Here is a 25987-nt window from a genome sequence, read left to right as displayed (position 1 = left end):
TCACCGCTGAAGAATGAAAAATAAGGTGAGGAGTAAAGAATTATGAAAAGCGCAATGATCATCGCATCTCTTGGTCTGGCATCCGTACTGTCCTTTGGCGCCAGCGCAGCAGTGCATCAGGTAAACGCTGAACAAGCGCAAAACCTGCAATCCATGGGCACCGTATCTGTCTCTCAGGTTGGCAGTGACCCAATGGATATGCGCAGCGCATTAGCCGCTAAAGCAGAAAAAGAAGGTGCCAGCAGCTACCGCGTAATTGAAGCCCGTACCGGCGACCATTGGCACGCTACGGCTGAGCTGTACAAATAAACCCTCGTCGTCTTGTCCGACGACTTGCCCTCGCCCTTATGCGAGGGCTTTTTTTATCCGCGCTGAACGTTAAAGCGCAGCATCCCTTCCAGCTCTTCTTCCGCTTCATCAAACAGCAGAATCAGCGCACCGTAGCGGCGGCGCTGCTTTTCGCTCAGATGGCTAAACTCGATCTCCAGCGGCAGCGGCATGTGTGGCCCCGTGACCACGCTCCACAGCGCGTCTAAATCGCGAATAGACTCACGATCGAGGGCAAAGAGTCGGGCGAACTCTCGATAAAAATCGCCCTGATCCTCTATCTCGTCAAAATCAAAAGTATAGATTTTCATCTCACGCCCCCTTCCCAGCCAGCAAGCTTAAAGTCCCCCGATGTGCAGCGTTTTCACCTCAAGGTACTCTTCCAGACCCAGCACCGAACCTTCACGTCCCAATCCGGACTCTTTCACACCGCCGAACGGCCCCAGTTCGGTGGATACCGCACATTCGTTAATGCCAATCATCCCGCTCTCCAGCGCCTGCGCGACGCGGAAGACGCGTGGCAGGTTCTGGGTATAGAAGTAGGCGGCCAGGCCATAAGGGGTATTATTCGCCCGCTGAATGACCTCTTCTTCATCCTGAAAACGGAAACAGGCCGCCAGCGGTCCAAAGGTTTCTTCCTGCGCCAGCAGCATGTGTTCGTTGCAGTCTCCGAGCACCGTCGGCTGCCAGAAATTCCCTCCCAGCGCATGCGACTGCCCGCCGACCAGCACCTGTGCGCCTTTCGCAACGGCATCTTCCACGTGTTCACGTACCTTCCTGACCGCCGCAGGCTCGATGAGTGGGCCAACCACCACGCCATCATCCAGGCCATTGCCCACCTTCAGCGCCTTCACGGCGTCAGCAAGCTGGCGGGTGAAGCGGTCATAGACGCTGTCATGAATATAAAAACGGTTCACGCTGACGCACACCTGCCCGGCGTTACGGAACTTATTCGCTACCGCCCCCTGAACGGCTGCGTCGATATCGGCATCCTCAAACACGATATAAGGCGCGTTGCCGCCCAGTTCCATCGATACCTTCTTCATCGTTTCCGCCGCGTTGCGGACCAACGTTTTCCCAACCGACGTCGAGCCGGTGAACGAGATTTTGCGTACCTCGTGGCTGGCCATAATCGCGTCGCTGATTTCCTGCGTATTACCCGCAACGGCGTTCAGTACGCCATCGGGAATACCGGCCTTTTTCGCCAGCGTCAGCAGTGCAAATGCACAAAGCGGTGTGTTATTCGCCGGCTTTATCACGCCAGTACAGCCCGCGGCCAGCGCGGGTCCTAGCTTACGCGTGAGCATCGCCATCGGGAAATTCCACGGTGTAATCGCCGCGACGACGCCAATTGGCTCCCGCGTAGCCAGAATTCGCGAACCGGGTTTTGCCGGAGGAATGATTTCACCGTTCGCCCGTTTTCCCTGTTCGGCAAACCACTGAATGAAGCTTGCCGCATAGTCCACTTCGCCTTCCGCCTCTTTCAGCGGCTTCCCCTGTTCAATGGTCATGAGCTGCGCCAACCAGCTTTTATGCTCAACGATCAGCTGATACCAGCGGTAAAGCAACTCTGAACGCGCTTTCGCCGTTTTGGCCCGCCAGAGCGGGAACGCGTTTGCCGCTGCTGCAATCGCCTGCTCGGTTTCTGTTTTCCCAGCCTTCGCCACCTTTGCCACCACATCGCCCGTTGCCGGGTTCAGCACATCAAAGGTCGCATCAAGACGGCGCCATTCACCGTTGACCAGGTAACCGGTTTGAAAAAGCTCGTTGTCCTGTAGCGCTTGCGTGGTCATTACACCCTCCTGAAAAGTGTTTCCAGTTAAGTATAGACAGCGCTTTTGCGGGGATAGGAAGTGAAAGGGAAAGATCCCGACCTCGTATCGACGTCGGGAGTCCGATTAATGAATGGTTAACGCACTTTGATACTTGTGCAGCATCGCCACCAGCCGCTCAACCGGCTGTGTCACCTGGACCGGTGCTTCCCACACCCGCAGCTTTTGCTGGTACACCTCAAGCTCTTCAAGCAGACGCGAGAAGTAGTAGCGGCGCTTATCGTCGCTGCTCGCCGAAATCACCCGATCGGCGGTACGGCGCAGCTGGCGGTGGAACGCCGACAGGTCATCGTTGATAGGGATCGGCGCATCGCGCAGGCGCTGGTGCGCAATAATGAGCGTCAGCGCAAGACGGAACTTGGCAATATCACCCGGAAACTTGTTGAGCAGCAAAAAGAGCTGCTGATAGAGCGCCGGCAGGTGATTCTCTTTACGCCGCGCCATATTGGTGGTCATCGCCGAGACGGCGGCAAACACAAACTGGTTCAGCAGCACCCGACCGGTACGCAGACGCGAGTTATCGCGGATCAACAGGATCACAATCAGCGCCATAAAGCAGCCGACAATTTGCCCCAGCGCGCTGTCGAGAAACTGGCTGAAGTGGAAGGTCATCGGATTATCGAGCACCAGAATGTTGATGGTACTGGCCAACGCGCCGAGCGACCCCAGCCGACGCTTCTGTACTTCAATGCCGATAAAGAAGCACATCACCGCCAGACTCAGGCACAGCAGCAGCATACTTTGCTGTGTGGCAGGCATAATGACCAAGAAGTAGAGCGACCCGATCGGTAACGCGGCAATCGTGCCGTAAAGAAAGTCAATCGCCACCATGCGCGGGTTGGGCAGACGCATCGCCAGCGAGGTCACTACCGCGATCATCACCATCGCCCCGCTGCCGGAGGTCCAGCCGGTCCACAGCCAGAACAGGATCCCCAGCGCGCAGGAGACGGTGGTACGCCAGAAGTTAACCATCGCGTGATGGCGTTCGGCCGACTCGGGACGCACCACCACTTCGCTTTGCAGAATTTCTTCTTCCCGGGCGCTGATTTTCGCGTTGCCAATCACCCCGCGCTTCAGCAACAGATAGCGCGTGGCGGCGCCCACCCAGCTGTAAATCGTCACCGGCGTATCGTGCTCACCGGTCCACGCCAGCACCCGGCGCATACGTTTAAGCTGACGGTGTACGTCCTGCACCGTTTCGACCGGTTCAGCAAACAGTTCGCGATAGGCATCCGTCACCAGCTCCGGCCGCGAGTTTTGCATAATAAACGTTTCACAGGCCTGGGTGATCATCGTCAGCGATACGGTATTCAATGCCTTCAGACGACGGTTGGCGCGCACCCAGCGTGAGGATTCCATATTGAGGTTGCTGCGCATGCCCTCCATCGCGGTGGCGCGACGCACCAGCGCGTGCCAGGCACGGTCCATTTCATCGCTGTCGCCGTGCTTGATGCACAGCTGCATCAGGCGATACTGATCGACGAGCATGGCATCCAGTTCGTGATCGATCTCTTTTTTGATCGAGCGCGGTGAAAACAGCAGATCCGCAACGATCGCACAAACGATACCGATCACGATCTCGCTGCAGCGTTCGACGGCAAACTGCGGCGTGAGCAGCGGCTCGGACTGAATAGTGATGACAATAATGAGCGCGGTATAGCCGGAAAGCCCCCAGGCATAGGAGTTCTCGACGCGTACCAGCGATGAGATCCAGGTACAGAACCCGGCCCAGATACTGCACACCAGCAGCATCAGCAGCGGTGCGCGGATCATGGTGATAATGATCGCCAGCGCGGCGATACAGCCGATAAAGGTGCCGACGATACGCAGCATCCCGCGATAGCGAATGGCCCCCGCATAAGGTTCCCCACCGGCTGCAAACGCGGGGCCAGCGGCGACAATCGCCGCCGTCAGTACCGCCCAGCGGGGCGTTTCAAGCTGAAAATGAAAGCCGACAAACAGCGCCAGCACCACCGCGCAGGCCAGCTTGATGGCAAAGCGGATGTGCTGGTTGGCAATACTGAAGATGCCCATGACGATTAACCGAATTCACGCAGGCGCAGCGCCAGTTTCTGGAAGAAGGTCATCTGGCGCGCATCGCGATCCTTCGCACCGGTGATCACCACCGTCGCGGTTGTCCCCGCGGGCCATAGGTTGCCCGGCTCGTCATCAAGATGGATACGTACCGGCACGCGCTGCGCCAGACGCACCCATTCCAGGTTAGAGTCAATGGTGGCCATCCCCTTGCTGTCAACGCTGCTGCTGGCGTTGGTCACGCCCGCCGCCACGCTATCAACGGTGCCTTTCAGTACTCGGTTGCTGCCCAGAGGGGTAATTTCCGCACGATAACCGGGACGTACGTGCTCGAGCTTGGTTTCTTCCAGGTAGGCCATCACGTAGAAAGAGTGCTGTTTAACGAGCGCTACCGCCGTCGAGCCACGGGTAATAAATTCACCGGCATACACGTTCAGGTTGGTCACCCAGCCGTCGGCCGGGGCGCGGATCACGGTACGATCGAGGTCAAGACGCGCCAGGTCACGCGTGGCCTGTGCTTTCGCCAACTGGTGCAGAACGGTTTGCAGCACGTTATTCGACTGATCGATTTCTTCGCGCGACATGGCGCTGACACCCAGCTGGTTACGACGGCTGGCTTCACGCCCTTTTTCAGCGGCCAGCGCCTGATAATAGGCCACATCCGCTTCCGCTTCCGCGAGCGCCTTCTGATAACGCGGCTGGTCGATAACAAACAGCACCTGATTTTTGCTAACCAGTTGGTTATCCTTAACCTGTACCCCGGTAATCAGGCCCGAAACGTCAGGGGCAATCGCCACGACGTCCGCGCTAAAGCGAGCGTCACGCGTCCAGGGCGATTCGGTGTAATAGACCCAGGCGCGAAAGATTGCGATGAACGCCAGGATGACCAGTATCACCGTAATGGCGGTACGGGATAGATTTCTTGTTAGTGTTTTCACATCCACCTCAAACGAACAAACGTGATATCAAATAAAACAGGCAGCAATAAAGCGCGGTGTTGAACAACGCAGGATGCCAGACAAAATCGTAGATCCCGGTTGGCGTCAGCACGCGACGCACCAGCCAAAAAATGGCGAGCGATAAGAGCAGCTCAAAGAAGATCGGCGGAAAAGAGAGACCGAAAATCACGATGACAGGAAACAGGCTCATGTTGACCTTACTAGACTAGCGTGCAGGTGAGATTGGAACTTTAGTTATTCAACTAACAGTATATTAACGTAACTGTTATGGCCTTATCTACATAGTGTGATGCAAATCACTTTTAAGCCAGAGTGAACAATGGAACGACTAAAACGGATGTCGGTATTTGCCAAGGTTGTCGAGCAAGGCTCCTTTACCGCCGCGGCCCGGCAGCTACAAATGAGCGTCTCTTCCATCAGCCAGACTGTCTCTAAACTGGAAGATGAGCTCCAGGTCAAGCTGCTTAACCGCAGCACGCGGAGCATTGGCCTCACCGAAGCCGGTAAAATTTACTACCAGGGCTGCCGGCGTATGCTGTTCGAAGTCCAGGACGTTCACGAGCAGCTTTACGCTTTTAACAATACGCCGATCGGTACGCTGCGCGTCGGCTGCTCTTCAACTATGGCACAAAATGTTCTCGCCAGGATCACCGCAGATATGTTGAAAGAGTACCCTGGCCTGACCGTGAACCTGGTGACAGGGATCCCCGCACCGGACCTGATTGCCGATGGCCTGGACGTGGTGATCCGCGTGGGGGCGCTGCAGGATTCCAGCCTCTTCTCGCGCCGCCTCGGCGCGATGCCGATGGTGGTCTGTGCGTCAAAAAAATACCTCGCACAGTATGGCGTGCCCGAAAAACCGGCCGACCTGAGCAACCATTCATGGCTGGAATATAGCGTCCGTCCGGATAACGAATTTGAGCTGATAGCGCCCGAAGGGATATCCACCAAGCTGCTGCCACAAGGTCGGTTTGTCACCAACGATCCGATGACCATCTCACGCTGGCTGGTTGCCGGTGCCGGCATTGCCTACGTGCCGCTGATGTGGGCGATCAATGAGATCAACAGCGGCGAGCTGGAGATCTTGTTCCCGCGCTATCAGTCCGATCCTCGCCCGGTATACGCGCTGTATACCGAAAAGGACAAGCTGCCGCTGAAGGTGCAGGTCTGTATTAACTATCTGACCGACTATTTTGTGGAAGTGGCGAGACTGTTCCAGGGAATGCGAGGGAGAAGTAAAGAATAGCGGTAGGCCCGATAAGCGTTGCGCCATCGGGCATTTCGGACGTTGTCATCCGTCTCAATGCACCTCACAAGGAGGTGCATTTTTTCAGATCAGGCGGTACCGCCCACCGTTAAATTATCGACCTTCAGCGTCGGCTGGCCGACGCCCACCGGCAGGCTCTGGCCTTCTTTACCGCAGACGCCCACGCCGTTATCCAGCTTCAGATCGTTACCGACCATCGACACCTGCTGCATGGTTTCAATGCCGGAGCCAATCAGCGTTGCCCCTTTCACCGGCTTGGTCACCTTACCGTTTTCAATCAGGTAGGCTTCTGAGGTCGAGAACACAAACTTACCGGAGGTGATATCGACCTGGCCGCCGCCAAAGTTAGGCGCATACAGGCCGTACTCCACGGATTCAATAATTTCCTGCGGCGTCGATTTCCCGGCCAGCATGTAGGTATTGGTCATGCGCGGCATTGGCAGGTGCGCATAGGATTCACGACGGCCGTTACCGGTTGGCGCGACGCCCATCAGGCACGCATTGAGCTTATCCTGCATATAGCCTTTCAGAATACCGTTTTCGATCAGCACGTTGTACTGACCCGGCGTACCTTCATCATCGATTGCCACAGAACCACGGCGATCGCCAAGGGTGCCGTCATCAACGATAGTACACAGCTCGGAAGCCACCAGTTGACCCATCTGACCGCTGAAGACCGACGTTCCGCGACGGTTAAAGTCGCCTTCCAGCCCGTGCCCTACCGCTTCGTGCAGCAGCACGCCCGGCCAGCCCGCCCCCAGAACAACCGGCAGGGTTCCCGCAGGCGCAGCCACCGCAGACAGGTTGACCAGCGCCATACGTACGGCTTCTTTCGCCCACGCATCGGCGCGCACCTCACCGTCGAGATCGGCAAGGAAGTAGTCATAGCCAAAACGACCGCCGCCTCCGCTGGCACCGCGCTCGCGCTTACCCTCTTCTTCGACCTGCACGCTAACAGACAGACGCACCAGCGGGCGCACATCCGCCGCCAGCGTGCCGTCGGTGGCGGCCACCAGAATCAGCTCATAGACGCCGGTCAGGCTGGCTGTCACTTCCTGCACGCGCGAATCCGCCGCACGCGCAACGCTGTCCACGCGGCGCAAAATATCCAGCTTCTCTTCACGGGTCATACTCTGCAGCGGATCGAGAGAGGTATAGAGCGCAGGATGTTCTACCGCGCCGAGCGTCTGCACTTTGCCATCGCCCGCATCGCGCACAATAGTCCGCGCGGCCTGTGCGCTCTGTTCCAGCGCCAGCAGGCTTATCTGGTCGGCATAGGCAAAGCCCGTTTTCTCGCCGCTAACGGCACGGACGCCGACGCCCTGATCGATATTATAAGAGCCGTCTTTGATGATGCGGTCTTCTAAAACCCAGGATTCGTGATAGCTGGACTGAAAATAGAGATCGCCATAGTCCAGCCGACGCTCCGTGAGTTGACCAAGAATGGCAAACAGATCCTGATGATTCAGGCCGTTCGCCGCCAGCAATTGTTCACTTACCAGGTTTAGACTCATTATTTCGCTACTCGTTAATGCCCGCTTGCCTGACGCACGGCGGGCCTGTATTCCGGGTGTTTGTCGTATGAGATTGAGGCAATTTGAGGCTTGCGTCAAATCATGGCTTTTTATCGCTGCGCGCCTGGCGCAGCACTTCGTTAATTTGCGGCTTGTCGATTGGACCGGTGATGCGGTAGCGCAGGATCGACACCTTGTTCCACAGCGGCCCCAGCACTTTCGTCGCGGCAAACACCGCCGCGCCGATAATCGGGTTCACCGCGAAGGCGGTCGCAACGCCGACCGTCGCCGAGATTTCCGGCGCGACGATCGCTTCCATATTCAGCTCGCGGCGCACCAGGTTAACCGAACCTTTCATGGCGATATCGGCCTCCAGACCGTCCACCAGCGTATCGTCGGTGTTCAGCACCCCGTCTTTAATCCAGGCGGTGCTGCGGATGGAGTCAAAGTAAAAACCTTCGCTGAAGGTGTCGCTAAAGTCAAAGCGCAGCTTGCGCAGCAGCGCATCTACGCTCAGCAGGCGCAGCAGCTGCCCGGCATGGCCGGTAGAAATATCGGTAAACTGGCCCTTGCTGACGTGTGTCTTAAGAATGCCATTCAGCGAAGCGACATCAGGCTGCCACGGTTTATCGCGCCAATGTAAATCGTAGTCGACATCAACGGCGGCGTCGCGAATTGGCGTAGACACGCCGAAGAAAGCGACGGCATCATCAACGTTTTTGCCATGGATTTTCCCCTTCAGCGAGGTACGCTGCTCGGCGGGCGCATTCACCCATAAGCCGTCGGCGGTCAGGCGCCCGAAGCCGGTATCGATCAGGCCGTTTGCCAGCGATAGCGTATCGCCTTTTACGCTGAAATCACCGTCGATACGCCCGTATTTCTGCCCCCACAGCCAGCATTCCGCACAGCGCAGCTGGAGATCCGGCCAGCCGTGGAAATCAATCTGGCTCGCGGCGCTTGCGCTACCCGTGGTAGATACGCCAGCCGTCTGCGCCAGCGGGTTAGCCGATGGGTTGTAGTAGAGATAGCGCACCGCGGCCTGCCACGGCGCGCCGTTTTTCATGGTCAGGCTGGCGTTAATTTCACGCCCCTGCGCTTCAACCTGTTTGCCTTCAGCCGTTGGCCTGGAGACCAGGCTCAGGTTATTCCACTGCTGGCCAGCAAAGGTGAGCGATGGCGTACGCAGCGTCACGCTTTCCGGGAAAGCAGCGGCCGAACTCACGCTGTCCGCCGCGCCGTGCTGGAACAGCGCCAGCCACTGCGCGCCGTCCATCGGCGGCAGGTTCAGCTCAATCCCCGGAGTTTGCGGCAACGGCGGCACCGTACGGCTATCCGACGTCAGAATGGCGCTCTCCAGCGCCAGCTTATTGCCCAACCGCCAGCGGCTGTTGATATGATTGCCAGGGCCAACGCTGCCGGTCAGATCGAAACTGCGTAGATTCCCGTCGACGTTAATCTTCAGCGGCAGCGCCTGACCCGCCGCTTTATCCGCCGGAGGCGGTAAGCTACTGCTCATATTTTGCAGGTCGCCGGTGATACCCACCTTGTAGGTGGCACCACTATGATACGGTAGCTCAATGGCAACGTTGCCTTTCCACGGTACGCTGCCCTTCAGCGCATCGTTAAGCTGCCGCGGCAGTACCCCGGTTTTTGCCGGCTGCCAGTCGGCCTGCATATTGACGCCCACCTGATAGGCTTTGGCGCCTTCGGTGGTCGTAAAATCAACTTTAAGCGGCTGATTAAACCAGGTTGCGGTCAACGGCTCGCTGGTGAGGTTACCGTTCTCAAAGCTGAACGCGCCTTTCAGGTTGTGCAGCGTGCTGTCCAGCGGCTTGATAAACAGACTGTTGTTATTGAGCGCGACTTTGCCTTTCGCGGTGACCAGCTCGCCGTCGAGCGGGATATCAAGATGTAAGCGAGCGCTTACATCACCATCTATCTGCAGCTCCTCAAGCGCCGCCGCCAGCGAATCGTGCAGCGGGGTATCCTGGAAATACGGGCCAACCGCCTTACCCGGACCATTGATATCAGCATCAATCAGCAGCTTTTCTTTCTCATAGTCCGGAATGGCCGCCTCAAGATTGCTGGCCATCACGCCGCCGAGCGCCGCTTTGTCGGCCTTCATCCACAGGCCATCGTTGATAAAGTTGAGCTCAATATTGAGGTTGGTCAACGCCGGCCAGTCAGGCTGGAAGGCAAAGGTCGCGTCATGCAGCGGAACGTAGACCTGGAACTGGCCCTCGTTGTGCTTATAGGGGAACAGATGCGGATTACCGCCGTACACCAGCGTCGCGTTTTCCGCCTTTCCGGCTTTAATGGCGCCGCTCAGGTAGTCGACCAGCTTGGTACCCATCAGGTTTTCCGGGAAATAGCGCCATGCCTGGCCACCGTCGTCGGTGCTGATACCGGCAAGGATCCCCAGCCAGGGCTGATCGTCTTTCGGCTGCAGGTAGCGGAAGCCGCCCGCCGCGCGCACGCCGGTCGCCTGCACGTCGATATTGCGCCCGTCCAGCATAAAGCCGCGATCGTCATTGACCCAGTTCAGGGTCGCCGTACCGTCCGCAATTTCCAGCGGCGCACGGAAAACGTGCTCGTAGGGCATCAGCGCTTTTTGCATCGCCACGCGCAGCGTGCCGTTCTCGACGCTCCCGGCCACGCTGCCGGAGACATGTTCAGCGCCGGGCAGAAGTTTCCATTGCTTCCACGCCAGCCCATCCCAGCTCGCGTTAAAGCGCGTTTTTCCGGCGTCCTGAATCGGGATATCGACAGCCAGCGCATCAATCATCCCCGTCGGCTGCGCGGTGTGCCAGATGTCGGCGACGTCCGGCGAGATCCTGGCGGCGATCGGCAACAGGCCATTAAGCCCGGCCAACGACAAATGGCTGGCACGAATGCGCAGTTCATCGCTACGCTGATGATCCTTGCCGCCCACTTCCTGCGCGGGAATCCACGCCAGCGCCAGCGCGCCGCGCGGCCACGGCGTATCGTCGATGGTGATGCGAGTATCAGGGATCCGCAGCTCCCAGCCTTCCTTTTCCCGCGACAGATGCGCGGTGAGGTTATCCACCGACAGCCGATGCGTCTGCGCGTCGCCCTGCCAGCTGGCGCCGCCCTTTTTCAGCCACACGTCGCCGCTGGCGATCTCGCCCTTGTCCACCGACGCCCAGCCCTCAAGGCTAAAGCGGGCGCTGGTCAGCGCGATATTGTCCTGCATCCACTGGCCCAGCCACGGCTTCACGTCGATATCGTCGGCCTGCAGCCACAGCCGCCCTTTGTTCAGCAGGCCATTTTCGTCGCGCAGATCCATGCGAACCTTCATCACCCCGTGCTGGCCGGTGAGGCTTGACAGGCTCAGTTCGCCTTCGGCACGGTGACGATTTTTATCGTTCACCCACGTCAGCTGCGGAACCGCCAGCTCGGCGCGCTGGCCGGAGAGAGTCAGGAAGCTAAGGTGGCTATCGCGCAGGGTAAAATGATCAAACTGGCGCAGAAACAGATCGCTGATACGGTCGCCCTTAAGGCCACCGTCGCCGTCGTTATTCTGCAGCGGGGTATTGGTGCGGACCTGCAGCTGCCAGAAGGTCAGCTCACGAAATTGCCAGCGCAGGTGCAGCAGGCTCTGCCAGACATCCAGCGCCATCGAGGCACGTTTAATGGAGAGTTCGCCGCCGTCGTTCAGCCCAGCCTTGATGTCACGAACCTCAAGCGTCGGACCGAAGGTCTGCCAGTTGGCCTGAATTTGTGAAGCAGAGACGGGCAGCCCGGTGGCGGCTTCAATTTTCGCCAGCAGCGTCGGGCGCCATTGGTCCAGATGCGGCAAGGCAAGACGCAGGCCGCTCACCAGCAGCGCGACAATGACAATCAGTGTAGCAACGGTGAGCAGTAGTATCCCCGGCAATCGCCTCACGCATCTCTCCTTGGGTTGCAGCAGGCTGCGTTATTACATCATGACCACATCGAACTGCTCCGGGTTATAGAGCGGTTCAATCTGTACTTTTACCTGCTTGCCGACAAATATTTCGACTTCCGCCAGCGCATGGGACTCTTCGCCCTTCAGCGTTTCCGCCACAGATGGAGAAGCATAGACCAGGAAACGATCGGAGTCGTAGGCATGATGCACGCGCACAATTTCACGCATGATTTCGTAGCACACCGTTTCGACTGTCTTCACCGTACCGCGACCGTGACAGGTCGGGCATTCCGTGCACAGCACATGTTCAACGCTTTCGCGGGTGCGCTTGCGGGTCATCTCAACCAATCCGAGCGGCGAGAAACCGTTGACGCTGGTTTTGACGCGGTCTTTGCTCAGCGCCTGCTCCAGCGAATGCAGCACGCGACGACGGTGGTCTTCGTTATTCATATCGATAAAATCGATGATGATAATCCCGCCGAGGTTACGCAGGCGCAGCTGGCGAGCAATCGCCTGGGTCGCTTCGATGTTGGTGTTGAAGATGGTGTCATCGAGATTGCGATGGCCAACAAAGGCTCCGGTATTAATGTCGACGGTGGTCATGGCCTCGGTCTGGTCGATAACCAGATAACCACCTGACTTGAGTTCTACTTTACGCTCCAGCGCACGCTGGATTTCATTCTCAACATCGAAGAGATCAAAGATAGGCTGGCGACCGCTGTAGTGTTCAAGCTTATTGGTCATTTCAGGCATATATTCAGCCGTAAATTCCATTAACGCTTCGTAGGTCAAACGCGAGTCAACGCGAATTTTATCCAGTTGGGCGTCAGCAAAGTCGCGCAGCACACGCTGCGCCAGCGCCAGTTCACCGTACATCTGGTAGCGGGTCTGCGGGCGCTTTTTGCGCTCCATCACTTTGGTCCAGACGCGTTTAAGGTAGGCGGCATCTGAGGCTAAGTCCTCTTCACACACGCCTTCTGCCGCCGTACGAATAATAAAGCCGCCCTGCTCATCGCAGTATTCGGCCACCACCTTCTTTAGGCGGTCGCGTTCGGCTTCGCTTTCAATACGCTGCGACACGCCGACGTGCGAGGCACCCGGCATAAACACCAGATAGCGGGAGGGTAAGGTAATGTCAGTGGTCAGACGCGCGCCTTTGGTGCCCAGCGGATCTTTTACCACCTGCACCATCAGATCCTGGCCCTGGCGTACCAGCTCGGAGATGTCGCGCACGGTGAATTGTTTTTGTTCTTCGCCGGCGACACATTCGGTGTGCGGCATGATATCGGAGGCGTGAAGGAACGCCGCCTTATCCAGACCAATATCTACAAAAGCCGCCTGCATACCCGGCAAGACCCGACTGACACGACCTTTGTAGATATTGCCTACTATTCCGCGTCGCGCTTCACGCTCAATATGAATTTCCTGCAAAATGCCGCCGTCGATATACGCCACCCGCGTCTCCGATGGCGTCACGTTAACTAATAATTCAGCCGTCATGTTTATCCCTTTTTTCACGTAGCGAGTTAAAGTTACTCAGCAACTCATACGTTTCCACCAGCGGTAAGCCGACTACGGCGTGATAGCTGCCATTGATCTTCCTGACGAAACAGCCACCCAACCCTTGAATACCGTATGCACCTGCTTTATCTAAAGGTTCTCCGCTCGCAACATACGCTGCGATATCATCATCAGAGAGCGTCCGGAAGGTCACCTCGGTGACCACCAGACAGTCGAGCGTGTGCTGGCGGTCAGCCAGCGCAACGGCGGTCATCACCTGATGGGTATTCCCTGAGAGCATACGCAGCATAGCGGCTGCATGTGCTTCATCGCGCGGTTTCTCCAGCACTTCACCGTTAAGGATAACAATGGTATCCGCCCCCAGAACCGGGCGATCCTCACACACGAGGGCAACGCCCGCCTGCGCTTTTTCTCGCGCCAGCCGCGCCACGTAGTGCTGAGCCTCCTCATGAGGACGGCGCACTTCTTCAATACCCGGAACCACTTTCTCAAACGAGATGCCAAGCTGAGTAAGCAGTTCCTGGCGACGCGGGGAACCTGAAGCAAGATAGAGAGATACCATAACGACCTTATTGAACGGCAAATTGCTGACGAACTTTACGCATCAGTAGAAATATCCATGGCCAAAGCACGCCGTTTACTACACTACTCCAGAACACTTCAGGTCGGAAAGAGACGTTGATCACTAAAAACTCTGCCCAGAAAACAATAATATCCGTCGCGAGCGAGAGTAGCATAACGACCAGCGCCTGCTGCCAGAGCGCCAGGTTGCGGAACAGCTGATACTTTAGCGCCACCAGATACGCCACAATGCTCAACGACAGCGCGCGCACGCCGAGCGTTGAACCACTGATCAGATCCAGTATGGCACCCATCACGAAGCCCGTGCCCACATTCACCCGGTGCGGTAGCGCCAGCGACCAGTAAAGCAGAATAAGCAGGACCCAGTTCGGCCGGAAAACCGTGAGGTCATCCGGCCAGGGCATAACTTGTAGCAACAGTGCGATAAGAAACGAGAGCCAGATTACCCAGCGTCCCTGGCTACGGTAACTTGCCACTATTGCCCTCCTGAGGGGAGCTGAGGTGGCGGTGTATCCGCAGAGGGGGCGCTCATACCGGTTGCTGGCGCAGGCAGCTGTGGCCCCATCGCTTCCGGCGACGGCAGCACCTGCGGCATCATCTGCATCAGGCGTTCGTTAGCAACGCGATGTACCTCTTCCGGGGTCATCGGGTTAGTGCCATTCCGATCGGCGCCCCACAGCAGCAGCAGATAGCGCAGACGCTGCAGGCCCGCCGTTGGGCGCGCCTGAATAACGGTATAGGCACGCTGAGTGTCCAGCTTAACCGACGAGACAACGCCGACCGGATACCCTTCCGGGAATCGGCCGCCCAGACCGGAGGTAACCAGCACATCGCCGACGCGAATGTCGGTGTTGGCCGGCAGATGCTCCAGCTGTAAATCGTCGGTGCAGCCGTTACCGGCGGCAATCACGCGGATATCGTTACGCAGCACCTGAATCGGCAACGCGTGGGTTGCATCGCAAATCAGCAGGACGCGGCTGGTCAGTTTTGCCACCGCGACAACCTGACCCACAACGCCTTTGTCGCTGATGACCGGCTGGCCTTCATAGACGCCGTTGACGGTGCCTTTATCGATAACAACCTGATCGCTGTACGGATCGTTAACCGTTGAGATCACCTGCGTCACCATTTTTTGTTCGTCCTGGCGCAGCGGTGAACCTAACAGTTCGCGTAAACGGGCATTTTCCTGTTTGTACTGACCCAGCATCAGCAGGTCGCTGTTTTTCAGCAGCAGCTCCTGACGTAATGCACGGTTTTCAAGCTCGAGCTGGTCGCGTGATGCCAGCGTTTGCGAGACGCTATCGAGCAGTTCACGGGGACCATTAGAAACAAAATAGAAAGGACTGACGGCAGTATCCATGTATGTTCGGATTTGACTGAACATACCCAGGCGGCTGTCGGCGATAATGACACCCAGCGCCACCAGCACCGCCAGAATAAGGCGAATCTGCAGCGACGGGCCACGGCTAAAAATGGGCTTCATAGGCTATGCGTATTCTCGTGTCAGTGAAATTAAGGGTAGCCTGCTGGCTACCCTGAACCTCATGCTGACTACTCTTCGCTAAACAAATCGCCGCCGTGCATGTCGATCATTTCCAGCGCCTTGCCGCCGCCGCGCGCTACGCAGGTCAGCGGATCTTCAGCAACGACAACTGGAATACCGGTTTCTTCCATCAGCAGGCGATCGAGGTTGCGCAGCAGCGCGCCGCCGCCGGTCAGCACCATACCGCGTTCGGAGATGTCGGAAGCCAGTTCTGGCGGGCACTGTTCCAGTGCAACCATCACGGCGCTTACGATACCGGTCAGCGGTTCCTGCAGCGCTTCAAGAATTTCATTGGAGTTCAGCGTGAAGCCACGCGGAACACCTTCTGCCAGGTTACGGCCACGGACTTCGATTTCACGCACTTCGTCACCCGGGTAAGCGGAGCCGATTTCGTGCTTGATACGTTCTGCGGTCGCTTCACCGATCAGAGAGCCATAGTTACGACGAACGTAGTTGATGATCGCTTCGTCGAAGCGGTCGCCGCCGATACGGACAGAGGAAGAGTAAACCACGCCGTTCAGAGAGATAACGGCGACTTCGGTAGTACCACCACCGATATCCACAACCATAGAACCGGTTGCTTCAGAAACCGGCAGACCCGCACCGATTGCCGCAGCCATCGGTTCTTCAATCAGGAAGACTTCACGGGCGCCAGCGCCCTGAGCGGATTCACGGATTGCGCGGCGTTCAACCTGGGTTGCGCCAACCGGCACACAAACCAGCACGCGCGGGCTCGGGCGCATAAAGCTGTTGCTGTGAACCTGTTTGATGAAGTGCTGGAGCATTTTCTCGGTCACGAAGAAGTCAGCGATAACGCCGTCTTTCATCGGACGAATGGCCGCGATGTTGCCCGGCGTACGGCCCAGCATCTGTTTAGCGTCATGACCTACGGCGGCCACGCTTTTCGGTGAACCGGCACGATCCTGACGAATGGCGACCACGGAAGGCTCATTCAATACGATGCCTTGTCCTTTTACGTAAATCAGGGTATTCGCGGTACCCAGGTCAATGGACAGGTCATTGGAAAACATGCCACGAAATTTTTTCAACATACTAAGGGATAATCCTGAAAGCTGGGGCGGAAAACAAAATCCGCTTACTTTACCAACCACACGCAGCAGCGACAAGGCGCAAAAATCATCTGCAACGGTGAAAATTAGTGCAGTTCGTTACCTTTGTTACAAATCCAACCTGACTCCTTCAGTGCAGGGAGACTCACTGCCGCTCCTTCCTGGATTTGTACCTGTCAAAGGACCTCACATGCATGGTGCGTCTTTTTTTCCGGCGAGCAGACATGCACACCCCCAGAAAAAACCGCGCGCGTTATTCTACGTGATAAACACGTTAAACAGCAGGTCAAACCGAATATCTTTGCGAATATTTTTTCACATTTGCGTCAAGTGGCTGTGAAGCAGCAAAAAAATCGCCCTGGCCGCCGAAAACTCCGCATTCCGTTAAAACCTGCCACTCGCCGCGGCTGCGGACGCCGGCGGCAAACACCTGGATAGAAGTGCCCTTGCAGGCCTCGACCAGGCTTTGTACCAGCAGCTGGTTTTGGCTGCGCTTTTCAATATTCCGCACCAGCACCGGATCGAGCTTAATCAGTTCAATCTCAAGCTGTTTAATCCAGGTGGTGCTGACAAGCGCTAAACCCGCTTGGGTAACGGCAACCCGAACGCCTAAAGCATGCAATAAACGGACGACGGGCTGAAGACGCGTCATATGTTGACAGACATCTACCTCAGCAAGTTCAAAAATAATCCGTCGGCGATGCGATTTTTCGCACTGCATTAATACATCACGGAGCCAGCGTTGAAAGCGCGGGCGAATCAGCGACTCAACCGTGACCTGAATGGCCAGATTTTCTTCAGGCCAGAATCCCAGGAAAGGAACCAGACGGGTAATCTGTTGGCGGTCGTACTCTTCACCTAAGCCAAACTCCAGCACCATCGGCATATACTCGGCGGCAATCACTTCCTCTTTGCCGTCAAAAATGCGACACATCAGCTCACGGTGATGCACGCTACCGTCGCGCATGACGGCCGGTTTTTGATAAATACGCGGGCCGCCGCGGCTGAGCATCTGCTCGATGAGCGTACGCCAGCGCACGTTGCCACGGCCTTTTTCCGGCAGCGAATCATCATAGATAGCCCAGCTGTTGCTGCCTTGCAGCACCGCATTACGCACCGCGGCTTCAGCGTGCTCCATCACCTGTTCGGTGGTTTGTCCGCTGCGCCAGGCGCAAATACCGATATGCATCATATCGTCACGGTCGAGAATTTTGGCCAACGGCAGACCGTCTATCGCCTTCAGCAACTGCCCGGCGATGCTGTCCGCCTCTTTCAACGTGCGATGCGGCAACAGCACCGTAAAGTCGCTGCGGCGGTAGCGCGCCAGCAACGCGCCAGGGTAGCGCATAATAAAGGTAGAAAGCAGATTGATGAGCGTAAAGACATGCTCTTCCGCTGCTGCGCGGCCCCAGTTATCGCGCAGGAAATCAAAATCTGGCAGGCGAATCATCATCACGATGCCATGCGAGCCGACGTTTTCCTGGTCATCCAGCAGCGTGGCCAGTTGGTTATCAAAGAACAGGCGATTGCTTAGACCGGTTTTCGCATCCTGCGCGGCGTAGGAGCGGATCAGCGTATCCAGGCGGCTGCGCTGATCGCTGGCGAACTGCAGATCCGACAGCAGCATATCCAGCGCCGAACTGGTGCGCGCTGGCCATTCATGAATGCTGCCTTTTACCTTCGCGCCGCGTTCGCCGTTGAGGATGCGCGTCGCTCGCTGTTCCAGCAGCTCTTCACCGGCCAGCTGGCGACGCAGCCAGCGCACGGCGATAAACACCACCAGCACCATAAAGGCAATGGTGATCGTCAGCGGTGCGGTCGTCATCAGCGAACGGAAATAGTTGGCCATCGGGTCCTGATAGACCAGATGAATCGTCATTCCCGGATGTTTAAGCGATGGCACGGACATTTCGCGGAACTGATAATGGCTGCCCATCGGCAAATAGCTACTGCTGCGCGTATGGCTGAACAGCGATTTACCGTTGAGAGTAAAGTCGATATGCACGATGTCGAGCGGCACCATGATTTCATCAAGCTGATTATCCAGCTTATCAAATGAGGTGCTGACCAGACGGTTATCCAGAACCGTCGCGACAGCCTGAACGCGGCTGGCTATCTTATACTGTATGCCGTTATAGAAACTCAGCGAGGAGCCGATTAACGTCACAAAGATGGTAAGCCCAGTTAAGAGCGTAAAAAAGGCTGAGAACTTCGTCGTTAATCGCATCCCTGAGTTAACTCCGCGGGTTATTCGTCTCCCGACAGCAGGTCGGGTGCCAGCATCCGTGTCTTACAAGAAGTAAGCACTAACATATCAAACCAGGTCGGCATACTACCAAACCTGGCGGATCTGGCAATTTATTGCGCCAAATCGGCATCAAATTATGATAAGCGAGTATAGTCCCGGGTTAATTTTTTCACTATCAGTCCATGTAAGTAAGGAAAGGGTTATGCAGGCACTCATCTTAGATCAGCAGGATGGCAAAACCATCGCCGCAGTGAAGGCCGTTGACGACAGTCTGCTGCCGCAGGGTAACGTCACCGTGGATATCCAGTGGTCCAGCCTGAACTACAAAGACGCGCTGGCCATTACCGGCAAAGGAAAGATTATCCGTAACTTCCCGATGGTGCCGGGTATCGACTTCGCCGGTACGGTGCACGCCAGCGACGACGCGCGCTATACCCCGGGTCAGCCGGTTCTGCTGACCGGTTGGGGCGTGGGCGAAAACCACTGGGGCGGGCTGTCCGAGCGCGCACGCGTCAACGGCGACTGGCTGGTGCCGCTGCCGGCAGGTCTTGATGGGCGTAAGGCGATGATCATCGGTACTGCGGGCTTTACCGCCATGCTCTGCGTCATGGCGTTAGAAGACGCGGGCGTGCGTCCTGACGACGGGGAAATCGTGGTGACCGGCGCCAGCGGCGGCGTGGGCAGCACCGCGATCGCCCTGCTGCACAAGCTGGGTTATCAGGTGGCGGCGGTTTCCGGGCGAGAAAGCACTCACAACTATCTGCGCGCGCTCGGCGCAAACCGTATTCTGAGCCGCGATGAATTTGCCGAAACCCGTCCGCTGGAAAAACAGATTTGGGCCGGTGCCGTGGATACGGTTGGCGACAAAGTGCTGGCGAAAGTACTGGCGCAGATGAACTACGGTGGCTGCGTTGCGGCCTGCGGCCTGGCGGGCGGTTTTGCCCTGCCGACTACCGTCATGCCGTTTATTCTGCGCAATGTCCGTCTTCAGGGCGTCGACTCGGTCATGACGCCAGCGGCGCGGCGCGCTGAAGCCTGGAAGCGTCTGGTTGTCGACCTGCCGGAATCGTTCTTTGCGCAGAGTGCGACGGAGATAGCGCTCGAAGACGCACCGCGCTTCGCCGACAAAATCATTAACAACCAGATTCAGGGCCGTACGTTGGTCAAAATCGCCTAATCTGCAATTTTTCGTGACATATTCGCATTAACCCGTTGCCTCCGTCATGCTTAGAAAAAAAGCATGACGGAGTGCATCATGAGCTACAAAAAACTGACCGAAGCAGACGTCACGGCCGAGTCCGTGTTTATGCTCAAGCGCCGCCAGGTGCTGAAAATGCTAGGCCTCGGCGCCGCCACGGCCTCGTTTCCGCTTCACGCCTCCAGCCTCACCGACTGGTTTAAAGGTAATGACCGTCCCGCCGCCCCCTCCGGTGCGCCGCTGACCTTCACGCAGCCCACGCAATGGCAAAATAAGCTGACGTTAACGCCGGAAAATAAAGTCACCGGCTACAACAACTTCTATGAGTTTGGCCTTGATAAAGCCGACCCGGCGGCCAACGCCGGAAGCTTGCCGACCAACCCGTGGACGTTGACCATCGGCGGTGAAGTCGCGAAACCCTTAACGCTTGACCATGACTCTCTGACAAAACGTTTTCCGCTGGAAGAGCGAATTTACCGTATGCGCTGCGTTGAAGCTTGGTCGATGGTGGTTCCGTGGATTGGCTTCCCGCTGCATAAGCTGCTGGCTGCCGTCGAGCCCACCAGCAACGCCAAATATGTCGCCTTCAAAACGCTCTACTCGCCGGAAACCATGCCCGGACAGAAAGACCGCTTTATCGGCGGCGGCCTCGCGTATCCTTATATAGAAGGGTTACGCCTCGACGAGGCGATGCACCCCCTGACGCTGCTGACCGTAGGCGTCTACGGCAAAGCGCTGCCGCCGCAAAACGGCGCACCGATCCGCCTGACCGTGCCGTGGAAATACGGTTTTAAAGGCATTAAATCGATCGTCAGCATTATGCTCACCCGCGAGCGGCCTCATTCAACGTGGAACCTGGCGGCGCCGGATGAATACGGGTTTTATGCCAACGTTAACCCACACGTCGATCATCCGCGCTGGTCGCAGGCCAGCGAGCGTTTTATTGGCGCAGGCGGCATCCTCGACGTCCAACGCCAGCCGACGCTGCTGTTTAACGGCTATGCCGATGAAGTGGCATCGTTGTATCGCGGCATGAACCTGCGGGAGAACTTTTAATGCGTTTAACGGCTAAACAGGTTATCTGGCTGAAAGTTTTCCTGCATCTGGCGGCATTTTTGCCCTTTGTCTGGCTGTTCTGGGCGGTTTCTCACGGCCAGCTTAGCGCCGACCCGGTGAAGGATATTCAGCATTTTACCGGTAGGATGGCTCTGAAATTACTGCTGGCGACCTTGTTAGTCGCTCCGCTGGCGCGCTACGCTAAACAGCCGCTGCTGATTCGTACGCGCCGATTACTGGGGCTGTGGTGCTTTGCGTGGGCGACGATCCACCTGACCAGCTACAGTTTACTGGAGCTCGGCATCCGCAATGTGTCGCTATTAGGGCAGGAGATTGTTACCCGGCCGTATTTGTTGCTGGGTTTCGCCTGCTGGTTAATCCTGCTCGCGCTGGCGGTGACCTCTACTCAGGCTATGCAGCGAAAATTAGGTCGGCGCTGGCAGCTTTTGCACAATTTCGTCTATCTTGTCGCGATCCTCGCGCCGATACATTACCTATGGTCGGTGAAGATAATCTCACCCCAGCCGCTTCTCTACGCTGGGTGCGCCATCGTGCTGTTGGCCTGCCGATACAAGAAGTTTCGCCAATGGTGGCGATGATGTCGCGATATGTGCGGTTTACCACAATTCACTTATAGTCAGACGTTCTTTACACGATAGCGGTTGATAATCTTCCCTGATAAGACCAGTATTTAGCTGCCAAATGCTACGAAATAGTTATAATGTGCGACCTTGGTTTTCCTGGAGGGGGTTTTAAGCCTCTGAAAAGGTGACAATCGCGCATCGAAGGTATATTTTGTTTTTTACCCGAGAATTGCAGGAGATAGCAGCACAATGACTGACAAGTTTCGCATTTTGCTTTTGAACGGCCCGAACCTGAATATGTTAGGCACCCGTGAGCCAGAGAAGTACGGCACGCTGACGCTTTCCCAGATCGTAAGCCGCTTAAACGCGGAAGCCGAAGCCTTGAACGTCACGCTCGATAGCCTGCAATCCAACGCCGAGTACGTCCTCATCGACCGTATTCATCAGGCTAAAGACAATATTGACTATATCCTGATCAATCCGGCCGCGTTCACGCACACGAGCGTTGCCCTTCGCGATGCGTTGCTGGCGGTGAGCATCCCGTTTATCGAGATTCACCTGAGCAACGTTCATGCGCGCGAACCATTCCGCCATCACTCGTATCTGTCTGATATCGCTTCCGGCGTTATCTGCGGACTCGGGGCTGACGGCTATTCATACGCTTTACAGACGGCGGTAAAACGCCTGTCACAATCAAACTAAACAAAGAGTACGGAACCCACTCATGGATATTCGTAAGATTAAAAAACTGATCGAGCTGGTCGAAGAGTCTGGCATCAACGAACTGGAAATTTCTGAAGGCGAAGAGTCTGTACGCATCAGCCGTTCAGCACCGAACACCGGCATTCCAGTGATGCAGCAGGCTTATGCAGCGCCTGTAATGCAACAACAGGCACCTGTCGCGGCAGCACCAGCTGCAGCTGAAGCTCCGGCTAAAGCTGAAATCAGTGGTCACATCGTACGTTCCCCGATGGTTGGTACTTTCTATCGCACCCCAGGCCCGGATGCTAAAGCATTCGTGGAAATTGGTCAGAAAGTTAACGTGGGCGACACCCTGTGCATCGTTGAAGCGATGAAAATGATGAACCAGATCGAAGCTGACAAAGCAGGGACTGTGAAAGCAATCCTGGTAGAAAGCGGTCAGCCGGTTGAATTTGACGAGCCTCTGGTCGTCATCGAGTAACGAGGCGAAGATGCTGGATAAAATTGTCATCGCGAACCGCGGCGAGATCGCACTGCGTATTCTGCGTGCCTGTAAAGAACTGGGCATTAAGACCGTCGCTGTACACTCCACTGCGGACCGCGATTTAAAACACGTACTGCTGGCGGATGAGACGGTTTGTATCGGCCCGGCTCCGTCCGTAAAAAGCTATCTGAACATCCCGGCTATCATCAGCGCCGCTGAGATCACCGGGGCCGTTGCGATTCACCCAGGCTATGGCTTCCTCTCTGAGAACGCCAACTTTGCCGAGCAGGTTGAACGTTCTGGCTTTATCTTCATCGGCCCGAAAGCCGATACTATTCGCCTGATGGGCGACAAAGTGTCTGCAATCACCGCGATGAAGAAAGCCGGCGTACCAACCGTTCCGGGCTCTGACGGCCCGCTGGGCGACGACATGGACGCTAACCGCGCACATGCGAAACGCATCGGCTACCCGGTCATTATCAAAGCCTCCGGCGGCGGCGGCGGTCGCGGTATGCGCGTGGTGCGCAGCGATGCCGATCTGGCGCAGTCCATTGCCATGACCAAAGCGGAAGCGAAGTCTGCTTTCAACAACGACATGGTGTACATGGAGAAATACCTGGAAAATCCTCGCCACGTCGAGATCCAGGTGCTGGCTGATGGCCAGGGCAACGCTATCTATCTGGCTGAACGCGACTGCTCCATGCAGCGTCGTCACCAGAAAGTCGTCGAAGAAGCGCCAGCGCCGGGCATTACCCCGGAACTGCGTCGCTACATCGGCGAACGCTGCGCGAAAGCGTGCGTGGATATCGGCTACCGCGGCGCGGGTACTTTCGAGTTCCTGTTTGAAAACGGCGAGTTCTACTTCATTGAAATGAACACCCGTATCCAGGTAGAACACCCGGTTACCGAGATGATCACCGGCGTTGACCTGATCAAAGAGCAGCTGCGTATCGCTGCGGGTCAGCCGCTGTCCATCAAGCAAGAAGAAGTTCAGGTTCGCGGCCATGCGGTGGAATGCCGTATCAACGCCGAAGACCCGGATACCTTCCTGCCAAGCCCGGGTAAAATTACCCGCTTCCACGCGCCGGGCGGTTTTGGCGTTCGTTGGGAATCTCATATCTACGCCGGCTACACCGTACCGCCGTATTATGACTCAATGATCGGCAAGCTCATCTGCTTCGGTGAGACCCGTGACGTGGCGATTGCTCGCATGAAGAATGCGCTGCAGGAGCTGATCATCGACGGTATCAAAACCAACGTTGATCTGCAGATGCGTATTATGAGCGACGAGAACTTCCAGCATGGTGGTACTAACATCCACTATCTGGAGAAAAAACTCGGATTGCAGGAAAAATAATCCTGTTCTCGCAGCAAAAGGCCGGATTTTCCGGCCTTTTTTGTTTTTCTCTCCCCTCATCTTTTCCTTGCGGTACAATCCCCGCTTTCTTCATCCACAAGGGACAAAAAATGGACAAGCGTTTTGTTCAGGCCCATAAAGAGGCGCGCTGGGCGCTGGGGCTAACCCTTCTTTATCTTGCAGCATGGTTAGCAAGCGCTTACATACCAAGCTCAATGCAGGGCTTCACCGGCCTGCCGCGCTGGTTTGAAATGGCCTGCCTGCTGATGCCGCTGGTGTTTATCCTTCTTTGCTGGCTGATGGTGCGCTTTATCTTCCGTGATATTCCTTTGGAGGATAACGATGCAAACTGAGATTATCGTTGTCCTGGTGCTGTACCTGTTCGTGGTGTTCGGCCTGTCGCTGTACGCCATGCGTAAACGCAGCACCGGCTCCTTCCTCAGCGAGTATTTTCTCGGTAGCCGTTCGATGGGCGGTTTTGTGCTGGCAATGACGCTGACCACCACCTATATCAGCGCCAGCTCGTTTATCGGCGGGCCAGGCGCCGCCTATAAATACGGGCTAGGCTGGGTGCTGCTGGCGCTGATTCAGGTGCCGACTATCTGGCTATCGCTGGGGGTATTGGGCAAGAAATTCGCCATTCTGGCGCGCCGTTATAATGCCATTACCCTTAACGACATGCTGCAGGCTCGCTACCAGAATCGTGCTGTCGTCTGGATCGCCAGTATCAGCCTGCTGATTGCGTTTGTGGGGGCGATTGCCGTCCAGTTTATCGGCGGCGCGCGGCTGCTGGAAACCGCAGCGGGGATTAAGTACGAAACCGGGCTACTGATCTTTGGTATCACCATCGCACTGTACACCGCCTTTGGCGGCTTCCGCGCCAGCGTGCTCAACGACACCATGCAAGGGATGGTGATGCTGATTGGCACCATCGTGCTGCTGGTTGGCGTGGTTCATGCCGCCGGTGGTCTGCATAACGCGGTCAATACGCTGGAACAGATCAACCCGCAGCTGGTCTCTCCACACGGTGCGGACGATATCCTGACGCCAACCTTTATGACCTCGTTCTGGGTACTGGTCTGCTTTGGCGTGATTGGCCTGCCGCATACTGCCGTTCGCTGCATCTCCTATAAAGACAGTAAGGCGGTGCACCGCGGGATTATTATCGGCACTATCGTCGTCGCAATTTTGATGCTGGGGATGCACCTGGCGGGCGCGCTCGGGCGTGCGGTGCTACCACACCTCACCGTACCGGATCTGGTGATCCCGACGCTGATGGTACAGGTTCTACCGCCGTGGGCCGCCGGCCTGTTTCTTGCCGCACCGATGGCGGCGATTATGTCGAACGTAAACGCCCACCTCTTGCAGGCGTCGGCGACGATCGTTAAAGATCTGTGGCTCAGTTCGCAGCCGACTAAAATACATAACGAACACCGCCTGAAACGCATCTCAACCTGGACCACGTTGGTACTGGGTATTCTGATGATGCTGGCCGCCTGGCGACCGCCGGAGATGATCATCTGGCTGAACCTGCTGGCCTTTGGCGGGCTGGAAGCCGTATTCCTGTGGCCGCTGGTGCTTGGCCTCTACTGGGAGCGCGCGAACGCCGCCGGTGCATTAAGCGCGATGATCGTCGGCGGCGTACTTTACGCCGTGCTGGCGACGTTTAAGATTCAGTACCTGGGCTTCCATCCGATTGTGCCCTCGTTACTGCTAAGTTTGCTGGCGTTTGTGGTCGGGAACCGTTTTGGTCACCCAGCACCGCAGGCTGCCGTAATTTCTACTGATAAATAAAGAGT

23 protein-coding genes are annotated in these 25987 nt (G+C 56.7%); 10 read left to right on the top strand and 13 right to left on the bottom strand.

Translation table 11 applies throughout. The annotated features are described in order from the left end of the window. Positions 1-42 precede the first annotated feature (42 nt). Positions 43-309, top strand: coding sequence for a DUF1471 family stress response protein YhcN-B (gene yhcN-B, locus H7R56_RS02770; protein ID WP_106927311.1), 267 nt, complete (start codon positions 43-45; stop codon positions 307-309). A gap of 53 nt (positions 310-362) precedes the next feature. On the opposite strand, the gene H7R56_RS02765 is transcribed toward yhcN-B, so the two are convergent. From H7R56_RS02765 to aaeX, 5 genes are all read right to left on the bottom strand, one after another. After that, on the bottom strand, positions 363-638 hold the full coding sequence (locus H7R56_RS02765) for a barstar family protein (protein WP_106927313.1): 276 nt from the start codon (positions 636-638) through the stop codon (positions 363-365). A gap of 27 nt (positions 639-665) precedes the next feature. Continuing rightward, on the bottom strand, positions 666-2120 hold the full coding sequence (locus H7R56_RS02760; RefSeq protein WP_106927315.1) for an NAD-dependent succinate-semialdehyde dehydrogenase: 1455 nt from the start codon (positions 2118-2120) through the stop codon (positions 666-668). Positions 2121-2225: 105 nt separating this feature from the next. Further along, on the bottom strand, positions 2226-4193 hold the full coding sequence (gene aaeB / locus H7R56_RS02755) for a p-hydroxybenzoic acid efflux pump subunit AaeB (protein WP_106927318.1): 1968 nt from the start codon (positions 4191-4193) through the stop codon (positions 2226-2228). 5 nt (positions 4194-4198) lie between these two features. Beyond that, entirely contained in the window at positions 4199-5131 is a 933-nt protein-coding gene (aaeA, locus tag H7R56_RS02750; protein WP_106927321.1) for a p-hydroxybenzoic acid efflux pump subunit AaeA, read from the bottom strand. 7 nt (positions 5132-5138) lie between these two features. After that, on the bottom strand, positions 5139-5342 hold the full coding sequence (gene aaeX, locus H7R56_RS02745) for a p-hydroxybenzoic acid efflux pump operon protein AaeX (RefSeq protein WP_035891204.1): 204 nt from the start codon (positions 5340-5342) through the stop codon (positions 5139-5141). Between the two features lie 129 nt (positions 5343-5471). Between aaeX and aaeR the strand changes: the two genes are divergently transcribed. After that, the gene (gene aaeR, locus H7R56_RS02740) at positions 5472-6398 is read left to right on the top strand and encodes an HTH-type transcriptional activator AaeR (protein ID WP_106927323.1); all 927 of its coding nucleotides are present in this window, start codon (positions 5472-5474) and stop codon (positions 6396-6398) included. Between the two features lie 89 nt (positions 6399-6487). On the opposite strand, the gene tldD is transcribed toward aaeR, so the two are convergent. From tldD to csrD, 8 genes are all read right to left on the bottom strand, one after another. Next, on the bottom strand, positions 6488-7933 hold the full coding sequence (gene tldD, locus H7R56_RS02735) for a metalloprotease TldD (protein ID WP_106927325.1): 1446 nt from the start codon (positions 7931-7933) through the stop codon (positions 6488-6490). Between the two features lie 100 nt (positions 7934-8033). Continuing rightward, complete coding sequence (gene yhdP, locus H7R56_RS02730) at positions 8034-11840, bottom strand: AsmA2 domain-containing protein YhdP (RefSeq protein WP_106927327.1); 3807 nt, start codon at positions 11838-11840, stop codon at positions 8034-8036. Positions 11841-11873: 33 nt separating this feature from the next. After that, entirely contained in the window at positions 11874-13343 is a 1470-nt protein-coding gene (rng, locus tag H7R56_RS02725) for a ribonuclease G (protein WP_106927329.1), read from the bottom strand. Beyond that, the gene (locus H7R56_RS02720) at positions 13333-13926 is read right to left on the bottom strand and encodes a Maf family protein (RefSeq protein WP_106927362.1); all 594 of its coding nucleotides are present in this window, start codon (positions 13924-13926) and stop codon (positions 13333-13335) included. The genes rng and H7R56_RS02720 overlap by 11 nt, the downstream gene beginning before the upstream one ends. A 7-nt stretch (positions 13927-13933) precedes the next feature. Beyond that, positions 13934-14422 (bottom strand): rod shape-determining protein MreD, encoded by a 489-nt coding sequence (gene mreD / locus H7R56_RS02715; protein ID WP_064541739.1) that lies wholly within the window; start codon positions 14420-14422, stop codon positions 13934-13936. Continuing rightward, positions 14422-15429, bottom strand: coding sequence for a rod shape-determining protein MreC (gene mreC / locus H7R56_RS02710; protein ID WP_106927331.1), 1008 nt, complete (start codon positions 15427-15429; stop codon positions 14422-14424). Before mreC ends, mreD begins: the two co-directional genes overlap by 1 nt. A 68-nt stretch (positions 15430-15497) precedes the next feature. Then, positions 15498-16541 (bottom strand): rod shape-determining protein MreB, encoded by a 1044-nt coding sequence (mreB, locus tag H7R56_RS02705; protein ID WP_000913396.1) that lies wholly within the window; start codon positions 16539-16541, stop codon positions 15498-15500. 304 nt (positions 16542-16845) lie between these two features. After that, complete coding sequence (gene csrD / locus H7R56_RS02700) at positions 16846-18786, bottom strand: RNase E specificity factor CsrD (protein ID WP_106927333.1); 1941 nt, start codon at positions 18784-18786, stop codon at positions 16846-16848. Between the two features lie 223 nt (positions 18787-19009). Between csrD and H7R56_RS02695 the strand changes: the two genes are divergently transcribed. The 8 genes from H7R56_RS02695 to panF all read left to right on the top strand — a co-directional run bounded on the left by H7R56_RS02695 (position 19010) and on the right by panF (position 25982). After that, positions 19010-19984, top strand: coding sequence for an acrylyl-CoA reductase (NADPH) (locus H7R56_RS02695; RefSeq protein ID WP_106927335.1), 975 nt, complete (start codon positions 19010-19012; stop codon positions 19982-19984). 78 nt (positions 19985-20062) lie between these two features. Then, positions 20063-21061 (top strand): protein-methionine-sulfoxide reductase catalytic subunit MsrP, encoded by a 999-nt coding sequence (msrP, locus tag H7R56_RS02690; protein ID WP_106927337.1) that lies wholly within the window; start codon positions 20063-20065, stop codon positions 21059-21061. Next, positions 21061-21660 carry a protein-methionine-sulfoxide reductase heme-binding subunit MsrQ gene (msrQ, locus tag H7R56_RS02685; protein WP_106927339.1) on the top strand — a complete coding sequence of 200 codons (600 nt, stop codon included), beginning with the start codon at positions 21061-21063 and terminating at the stop codon, positions 21658-21660. The genes msrP and msrQ overlap by 1 nt, the downstream gene beginning before the upstream one ends. A 234-nt stretch (positions 21661-21894) precedes the next feature. Further along, positions 21895-22347, top strand: coding sequence for a type II 3-dehydroquinate dehydratase (aroQ, locus tag H7R56_RS02680; protein ID WP_106927341.1), 453 nt, complete (start codon positions 21895-21897; stop codon positions 22345-22347). Between the two features lie 22 nt (positions 22348-22369). Further along, on the top strand, positions 22370-22828 hold the full coding sequence (gene accB, locus H7R56_RS02675) for an acetyl-CoA carboxylase biotin carboxyl carrier protein (protein WP_106927343.1): 459 nt from the start codon (positions 22370-22372) through the stop codon (positions 22826-22828). A 10-nt stretch (positions 22829-22838) separates the two neighbouring features. Beyond that, complete coding sequence (gene accC / locus H7R56_RS02670) at positions 22839-24188, top strand: acetyl-CoA carboxylase biotin carboxylase subunit (RefSeq protein ID WP_106927345.1); 1350 nt, start codon at positions 22839-22841, stop codon at positions 24186-24188. Between the two features lie 110 nt (positions 24189-24298). Then, positions 24299-24541: a YhdT family protein gene (locus tag H7R56_RS02665; RefSeq protein ID WP_106927347.1), complete on the top strand. Its 243-nt coding sequence runs from the start codon at positions 24299-24301 to the stop codon at positions 24539-24541. Further along, positions 24531-25982, top strand: coding sequence for a sodium/pantothenate symporter (panF, locus tag H7R56_RS02660; protein WP_106927349.1), 1452 nt, complete (start codon positions 24531-24533; stop codon positions 25980-25982). Before H7R56_RS02665 ends, panF begins: the two co-directional genes overlap by 11 nt. The last annotated feature ends 5 nt before the right edge of the window (positions 25983-25987 follow it).

It is taken from the genome of Klebsiella sp. WP3-W18-ESBL-02, assembly GCF_014168815.1.
GTDB lineage: Bacteria > Pseudomonadota > Gammaproteobacteria > Enterobacterales > Enterobacteriaceae > Kluyvera > Kluyvera ascorbata_B.
Note: the sequence above shows the minus strand (reverse complement) of the source record. Positions and strands in the feature narration are given on the sequence as shown.